Origin of the sequence: Pseudomonas sp. NPDC087817 (genome assembly GCF_044742875.1) — a bacterium.
In the GTDB taxonomy this organism is placed as follows: domain Bacteria; phylum Pseudomonadota; class Gammaproteobacteria; order Pseudomonadales; family Pseudomonadaceae; genus Aquipseudomonas.
Map to the genome: position 1 here is coordinate 1 of NZ_JBIUVJ010000009.1, position 7,191 is coordinate 7,191.

The 7,191-nt window shown below is 55.4% G+C and carries 5 protein-coding genes and 1 pseudogene; all 6 read left to right on the top strand.

The window, feature by feature from the left end; genetic code table 11:
• Positions 1-74: pseudogene (locus ACIONG_RS10290) on the top strand (F0F1 ATP synthase subunit epsilon); the annotation flags it as partial.
• Positions 75-191: 117 nt separating this feature from the next.
• Positions 192-1,559, top strand: coding sequence for a bifunctional UDP-N-acetylglucosamine diphosphorylase/glucosamine-1-phosphate N-acetyltransferase GlmU (glmU, locus tag ACIONG_RS10295; protein ID WP_401298861.1), 1,368 nt, complete (start codon positions 192-194; stop codon positions 1,557-1,559).
• A 216-nt stretch (positions 1,560-1,775) separates the two neighbouring features.
• The gene (locus ACIONG_RS10300) at positions 1,776-2,552 is read left to right on the top strand and encodes a DeoR/GlpR family DNA-binding transcription regulator (protein WP_401298864.1); all 777 of its coding nucleotides are present in this window, start codon (positions 1,776-1,778) and stop codon (positions 2,550-2,552) included.
• A 2-nt stretch (positions 2,553-2,554) separates the two neighbouring features.
• Positions 2,555-4,387, top strand: a complete 1,833-nt coding sequence (gene glmS, locus ACIONG_RS10305; RefSeq protein ID WP_401298867.1) for a glutamine--fructose-6-phosphate transaminase (isomerizing) — start codon at positions 2,555-2,557, stop codon at positions 4,385-4,387.
• 156 nt (positions 4,388-4,543) lie between these two features.
• Positions 4,544-5,653 (top strand): TniQ family protein, encoded by a 1,110-nt coding sequence (locus ACIONG_RS10310; RefSeq protein WP_401298870.1) that lies wholly within the window; start codon positions 4,544-4,546, stop codon positions 5,651-5,653.
• A 1,182-nt stretch (positions 5,654-6,835) separates the two neighbouring features.
• On the top strand, positions 6,836-7,191 hold a 356-nt coding region (locus ACIONG_RS10315), incomplete at its 3' end, for an Hcp family type VI secretion system effector (protein WP_401298873.1).

A 7,191-nucleotide genomic window follows, 5' to 3' on the forward strand; every position in this document is an offset into this window, starting at 1 on the left:
CGTCCGCACGTCTGGCCGAGGCTGCAGCTCAGCTGCGCACCGTCCAGCAGATCCGCAAGAAGTTTGGCGGTTAATCCGTCAGCCACTTGTTGTGCGATTGATAAAAAAGGGTAGCCTCGGCTACCCTTTTTTCTTTTCCGAATTTACAACCCCGGTCGCAGTTGCTGACCACCCAGGATTGGTAGCCAGTCATGTCTCTCGAAATCGTAATTCTCGCGGCCGGCCAAGGCACTCGCATGCGTTCTGCGCTTCCGAAGGTTCTGCATCCGATTGCCGGTAATTCCATGTTGGGCCATGTTATCCACAGCGCCCGGCAACTTGATCCACAACGCATCCACGTGGTCATTGGCCACGGTGCCGATGTGGTGCGTGAGCGTCTGGCCGCAGACGATCTGAATTTCGTCCTGCAGGACAAGCAATTGGGCACCGGTCACGCGACCGCCCAGGCGGTGCCGTTCATTACCGCAGACACCGTGCTGATCCTTTACGGTGACGTACCGCTGATCGAAGTCGAAACCCTGCGACGTCTGCTCAAGCATGTCGTCCCGGGCCAGATGGGCCTGCTGACGGTCGAGCTGGATGATCCGACCGGCTATGGCCGAATCGTGCGGGATGCCGACGGCAAGGTCGCGGCTATCGTTGAACACAAAGACGCCAGCGAAGCCCAGCGCGCAATCACCGAAGGCAACACCGGCATCCTCGCCGTGCCGGCCAATCGCCTGGCCGACTGGATGAGCCGCTTGTCGAACAACAATGCCCAGGGCGAGTACTACCTGACCGACGTGATCGAGATGGCGGTCAGCGATGGTCTGGTCGTGGCCACTGAACAGCCGCACGATCCGATGGAAGTGCAGGGCGCCAATGACCGCAAACAGCTATCGGAACTGGAGCGGCATTACCAGTTGCGTGCTGGCCGCCGTCTGATGGCGCAGGGCGTGACCCTGCGCGACCCGGCGCGTTTCGATGTACGTGGTGAAGTAACTGTTGGTCGCGATGTGCTGATCGATATCAACGTAATCCTCGAAGGCAACGTAGTCATTGAAGACGACGTGGTGATCGGCCCGAACTGCGTGATCAAGGACAGCACCCTGCGCAAAGGCGTGGTGATCAAGGCCAACTCTCACATCGAAGGCGCGGTGCTGGGTGAGGGCAGTGATGCCGGTCCGTTCGCTCGCCTGCGTCCGGGCACCGTGCTGGAAGCGCGCGCCCATGTGGGTAACTTTGTTGAACTGAAAAACGCCCACATGGGCGAGGGCGCGAAGGCTGGTCACCTGACCTATTTGGGCGATGCCGAAATTGGTGCACGTACCAACATTGGCGCCGGCACCATCACTTGCAACTACGATGGCGCCAACAAGTGGAAAACCGTGTTGGGAGCGGACGTGTTCATTGGCTCCAATAACTCGTTGGTAGCCCCTGTGGATATCTCTGACGGCGCAACCACTGCTGCCGGATCGACCATCACGCAGAATGTGGATAACGCGCAATTGGCCGTCGGTCGTGCGCGGCAGAAGAACATCGATGGCTGGAAACGGCCGGAGAAGATCAAAAAGAACTGAGTTATACACAGACCGTTCGATGGCTATCGCGGGCAAGCCCGCTCCCACAGGACTCGCGTTGAAGCAAAGGTCTTCAATGCACAGCGAATCCATGTGGGAGCGGGCTTGCCCGCGATGCTTTTATCCACAGAATATTTTTCCAGCATCCGCTTGACGATTTATTGCTGATAGGTTTTGATTGCTTCCGTTATCTTTCGAATCGAAACTTAAGCCGCCATGTCGAAACGCAATACACCTCAGCGCCGCCACAACATTCTCGCCTTGCTCAACGAGCAGGGCGAAGTCAGTGTGGATGAATTGGCCAAGCGTTTCGAAACCTCCGAAGTTACGATTCGCAAGGATCTCGCCGCGCTTGAGAGTCATGGTCTGCTGCTGCGCCGTTACGGCGGGGCGATCACCATGCCTCACGAACTGGTCGCCGAAACCGCCCAGACCGTTTCCAAATACAAACAAGCAATCGCTCGCGCAGCGGTGAAGCGCATCCGTGAGCACGCGCGCATCATCATCGACAGCGGCAGCACCACCGCCGCGATGATCCCCGAGCTCGGCCAGCAGCCGGGTCTGGTGGTGATGACCAACTCCCTGCACGTCGCCAACGCCCTGAGCGAACTCGAGCACGAGCCGGTGCTGTTGATGACCGGTGGCACCTGGGATCCGCATTCGGAATCCTTTCAGGGCCAGGTCGCCGAGCAAGTACTACGCTCTTACGACTTCGATCAATTGTTTATCGGCGCCGACGGCATCGACCTGTTGCGCGGTACCACCACGTTCAACGAATTGCTCGGCCTGAGCCGGGTCATGGCTGAAGTGGCGCGTGAAGTCATCGTCATGGTCGAGGCCGACAAGATCGGTCGCAAGATTCCCAACCTGGAGCTGCCATGGAGCAGCGTCCATACCCTAATTACCGATGATCGCCTGTCTCTAGAAGCACGCGATCAGATTCAGGCCCGCGGTATCACCGTGATTTGCGCGGCTGTCAGTCAGGAGAAATAAGCATGTGTGGAATTGTCGGCGCAGTTGCTGAACGTAATATCACCGCCATCCTGCTCGAAGGCCTCAAGCGCCTTGAGTACCGCGGCTATGACAGCGCCGGTGTGGCGGTCTACACCAACGACGAAACCCTCGAGCGCATGCGCCGCCCGGGCAAAGTCAGTGAATTGGAAAACGCGTTGGCCGAGCACCCGCTGGTCGGCCGTCTCGGTATTGCCCACACCCGATGGGCCACCCACGGCGCACCCTGCGAGCGCAACGCCCATCCGCATTTCTCCGGCGACATCGCGGTGGTGCACAACGGCATCATCGAAAACCACGAAGCGCTGCGCGAACAACTCAAAGCGCTGGGTTACGTATTCACCTCGGACACTGACACTGAAGTCATCGCCCATCTGCTGACCCACAAGCTCAAGGATCTGCACGATCTGACCGTCGCCCTCAAAGCCACGGTCAAGGAACTGCATGGCGCTTACGGTCTGGCGGTGATCAATGCCAAGCAGCCTGATCGTCTGGTGGCTGCGCGCAGTGGCAGCCCACTGGTGATCGGTCTGGGTCTGGGTGAAAACTTCCTCGCCTCCGACCAACTGGCCCTGCGTCAGGTAACTGACCGTTTCATGTACCTCGAAGAAGGCGATATCGCCGAAATTCGCCGCGATAACGTGCAGATCTGGGATATCGACGGCAACGCCGTCGAGCGCCAGACCGTGCAGTACACCGATGGTGCCGAAGCGGCCGACAAAGGTGAGTTCCGCCACTACATGCTCAAGGAAATCCATGAGCAGCCAGCGGTGGTGCAACGCACCCTTGAAGGTCGCCTGAGTAACGATCAAGTGCTGGTTCAGGCATTCGGCCCACAAGCGGCCGAGCTGTTCGCCAAAGTGCGCAATGTGCAGATCGTTGCCTGCGGCACCAGCTACCACGCCGGCATGGTCGCTCGTTACTGGCTGGAAGAACTGGCCGGCATCCCGTGCCAGGTCGAAGTTGCCAGCGAGTTCCGCTACCGCAAAGTGGTAGTACAGCCGGACACCCTGTTCGTGACCATCTCGCAGTCTGGTGAAACTGCCGATACCCTGGCAGCGCTGCGCAACGCCAAGGAGTTGGGCTTCCTCGCCAGTCTGGCGATCTGCAACGTCGGCATCAGCTCGCTGGTGCGTGAATCCGACCTGACCCTGTTGACCCAGGCCGGCCGCGAAATCGGTGTAGCCTCGACCAAAGCCTTCACCACGCAATTGGTCGGTTTGCTGCTGCTGACCCTGTCGCTCGGACAAGTGCGCGGTACCTTGGCCAAAGGCGTCGAAGCCACTCTGGTCGAAGAACTGCGTCGCCTGCCAACCCGCCTCGGCGAAGCGCTGGCCATGGACAGCACTGTGGAAAAAATCGCCGAGCTGTTCGCCGAGAAAAACCACACCCTGTTCCTCGGCCGTGGCGCGCAATTCCCGGTGGCCATGGAAGGTGCCTTGAAGCTCAAGGAAATCTCCTACATCCACGCCGAAGCCTACCCGGCCGGCGAGCTGAAACACGGCCCGCTGGCACTTGTGGATAACGACATGCCGGTGGTTACCGTGGCGCCGAACAACGAACTGCTGGAGAAACTCAAATCCAACCTGCAGGAAGTCCGTGCCCGTGGCGGTGAACTGATCGTATTCGCCGACGAGAAAGCCGGGATGACCAACGGCGAAGGCACCCACGTCGTGCAGATGCCGCACATCCACGACATCCTCTCGCCGATTCTCTACACCATCCCGCTGCAACTGCTGTCGTACTATGTTGCGGTGCTCAAAGGGACGGATGTGGATCAGCCGCGTAACCTGGCGAAGTCGGTGACGGTGGAATAAGTTATCCACAGTTGATCGACGCACTGATCCTACGAAATAAAGTCTGTCGGAAATAAATGAAGTCTGTCGCTAGCGCCCATGCCTCGGGTTCGGTAGCTAGCGACAGTTCCCTCCGCTCCCCCTCCTATGGGCGGAGCTCAAGGTTTAAAGCCCAAAATGATCCTAGCGATTCAGCCAGAGGAGACTGTGCGTTCCTTTGTGGAGCGAACTCTTTTCATTAAAGGAAAATGCTCTTCCGAGGACGTATTTCGGAAATTTCCAAATAGTCCCTCAAGGGCAGATATTTTTGCACTAATCGAAGTACTGGGATGGACAGGCTGTTACGGCTTAAACAAAATTCTGCATAGACATACTAATTATCCTTGCACGTCAGTATTTAAAAATATTCAAGATATTTCTTACTCTCGGAAGAAGTATATAAGTTATTCAAGTTGCTACGATTCAAATAGAAAGCCTTCAGGTTTTTGTCCGGGTTGTGTTGCAGAGGATGTTGAACGCTTAGGATTTTCTTTCTGGCGGCGTGCTCACTGTTGTGAGCTGAAAGTCTGTGCAGAACACAATGTAGAGCTAATCAAACGCTGCCCGACTTGTGATAAGCAGTTTTCCCATGGAGGTCATGATCTGGGGGTAATGTGGAAGGCCTGTGAGGGACGACACCTAAAAGATAGCCCTGTGACGCTGAATAAAGATCCATTTGAGTTGAAGAAAGCTCAGATTTTTACGGAAATACTGTCATGTACTGATCACCTTTCGGAGGAGGCGGTTCTTGCGGTTTTGAATGAAAAAATCCATAAAAACGGAGTCTACGAGCAAAAAATCTGGAATTCTGAATCCGACAGGAGTTTGGGAGATAATATTGAAAGGCGGCTGAGAGTTGTCAAGAATGCTAGGTTTGTGAACAGGCTCCCCTCTGATGAACCCACTGCTTTTATTATTCAAGCTATAGTCGAAATTTATGGAAGTTTTACTGATTTTTTCAGTGATGTAAAAACTTACGGCGACGAAGTTCGCCCGATCGAATCTCTTTGGTCGACCTATATCGCAGGCCACCAAGAATCAACACATTTCGTTGAAGAAAACTATAAGTATGGTGTTGGGAATTGGAGTTGCCCGTTCCCTGCTAAAGAGGTTTGGGGGATGTGGGATTGGCGGCCGGTGTATTATCCCTGCTGTAGTTTTGATAGACCAAAGAGAAAGGGGCCTCAACCTAAACCCGAACGTGTTAAGCGTGCACCACCGGGTATCTACAAGCGGCAACATGTTTAGGAGGTCAAGCATATTGCGGATGTCCGGTTATCCAATGCCGATAAGAAGCGGTACAGTGAGTGCCAATAAGGACAATAGTGAGTCTCCACATGAGCTGCTTGATTTTTGCAGGGCTGACATTACGCATTGAATGTCAGGGGCCATGGGAAGAACGGAATTGTCCGGCTTGCGGTCGATGCCGGATGGCGGAGGCTCTCATCCCGAGTTTAATGGAGTAAGGTCAGATTTTCGACGTGGGGCAGACGCGTGCCTGGCCTGCACAACAGCGGCTGAAAGATGTTGTCCCGTGCATACAAATCTACGAATCGCTGCCTGAGATGTAGCGCTGGGCTATCTCGGTCTACTGAGTGCAACGTCGCCGCCCGCGCAATAGTTGAAAGGCGTGCGTGATTTGTCGTCCGCTCATGAGTGGGATGTGAAGAGCGGAGAGCCACTACCTGATTTCGAAGCTTTCGGCGTCGTGCGCCCGTCGGCTAAAAACGTCGCAGTTGAAGCTGAGCTGTGGCAACGTTGTTTGATCGTGGAGCCCCGTCCGAGGCTTTGGCTGTCACCATTAGGGCGAGATATGGGTTTTCACGACCTGAATTCGAGGACGCTACCATGTGGCCCATCGTGTGTAAAACGCAGCTCGGCGTTCCTTAGATGTTGTCTACCGCGCTCTGTCTGTCACTCGTGAATTCTGAGCATCAGGTCAGCTTGACTATACCGATGGTCGTTTCGAATAGAGGAATGCAACTCTGGACTCTCTCATCGCTACGGTCATGGCAGCCTTGAATATCGCCCGTCGCTAGCGGCCCAAAGTATTAGTGTAAGTTTTTCCGAATTCTGCAGGCTTCCCCATTACATGGCACGGATTTGAGATTCAATCGAATAATGGCCTTTTGACTTTATGCGCAACTTCTTGCGCACTCAAATGTGGATAACTCTGTGCATACATCGCTCCAAGCCATGTATCACGGCCTCTACAGGCGAGTGCGCAACTTCTTGCGCAGTACTGCGCAACTTCTTGCGCAGTATCCCGGGTGATTACGCTTTAAAATCACTCAAACGATAGAGTAACTTCCCCCAACCCCCCGTGTTATATAGCCCTCAATATTTCTGGCACGAACCTTGACTACAGTCGGGCACCCACTAGGCGATTTTGCCTTCCGGGCACTCTAACTTTTAGCAAGGAGCACATCCATGGCTACACCAGCGTACATGTCGGTTACCGGCGAAAAACAAGGCCTGATCACTGCCGGCGCCTTCACAGCCGACTCCGTTGGCAACACCTACCAGGAAGGCCACGAAGACCAGGTTATGGTTCAGGCTTTCACCCACGACGTGATCATCCCGCGTGACCCACAATCCGGTCAGCCAACCGGTCAGCGCGTTCACAAGCCAGTTGTCATCACCAAGGTCTACGACAAGGCTTCGCCACTGCTGCAAGCAGCACTGACTTCCGGCGAGCGCATGAGCGAAATCGTTATCCAGTGGTACCGCACTTCGGCTCAAGGCACCCAAGAGCACTACTACACCACCAAACTGGAAGACGCGAT